We start from the raw sequence: 905 nt of genomic DNA on the forward strand, positions 1-905 counted from the left end.
ATTGATAGTGCCATCCCCAGCAGATATCTACTCTGGGATAGGCTCAAAACCACATCTACCAGGACTAACTGAAAATGAAACCACAAGAATTAATTGACAGATACAGACAAGGTGAACGCGACTTCCCCGGAGTCGATTTATCTGATACTACTTGGCCAAGAGAATGTAATTTGAGTGAGATTAACCTAGAAGGTGCTGATTTAAGCAACTCTGAATTTATAAGTATAGCTTTTAATAAGGCTAATCTCAAGAATTGTAACTTTAGTGGGTCAAATTTCAAATATGTAAAATTTGTTAATGCCGATTTAACTAACGCCTATTTTATCCAGTCTGATTTGTACGACATAGATTTTTCTGGGGCAGATTTAACCGGAGCGCAATTCGGAGAATGTCGTCAATTTATTTGTTGTGAAATCGCTCAAGCCATCACCAAAAATGTCAATTTTGACAAAGTTAAATTTGGCGACGTAAACTTGTCTTTTTTAGACTTAGAAGGATGTAGCTTTTATCAAGCTAATTTCGGTTTCAGTCATTGGACAGGAACTAACTGCAAAAACTGCAATTTTAAACTGGCAAACCTCGAATATGCCATCTTCAGAGAGGCTTGTTTAGAGGGGGCTAATTTAAAGCAAGCCAAGCTCAAAAAAGCTAATCTGATGAAAGCAAAACTTAAAAATGCTAGTTTTATCGGAGCCGATTTAACTGATGTCAATTCGTACCTAACTAACTATCAAGAAGCTCAAATCATTGGCGCAATTATGCCAGACGGTGAAGTTTACGACCCTGATGATGATTCGATTGTGGAAGGGGGGGAGTCTGGGGGAAACTCGACTAAGGCAGAATTTATTAATACAGAAAACGCGCCGAAATCTCCTAATAGTCCTCACCAAGCGGTTATCATTAAT

The 905-nt window shown here is 38.2% G+C and carries 1 protein-coding gene; it reads left to right on the forward strand.

Going from position 1 to position 905, the window contains the following annotated elements; translation table 11 throughout:
- Positions 1-74 precede the first annotated feature (74 nt).
- Positions 75-905 (forward strand): pentapeptide repeat-containing protein (locus tag ACTIE0_RS24715; RefSeq protein WP_439517061.1); only part of this gene is annotated, 831 nt, incomplete at its 3' end.

It is taken from the genome of Limnospira sp. (genome assembly GCF_051859755.1).
GTDB lineage: Bacteria > Cyanobacteriota > Cyanobacteriia > Cyanobacteriales > Microcoleaceae > Limnospira > Limnospira fusiformis.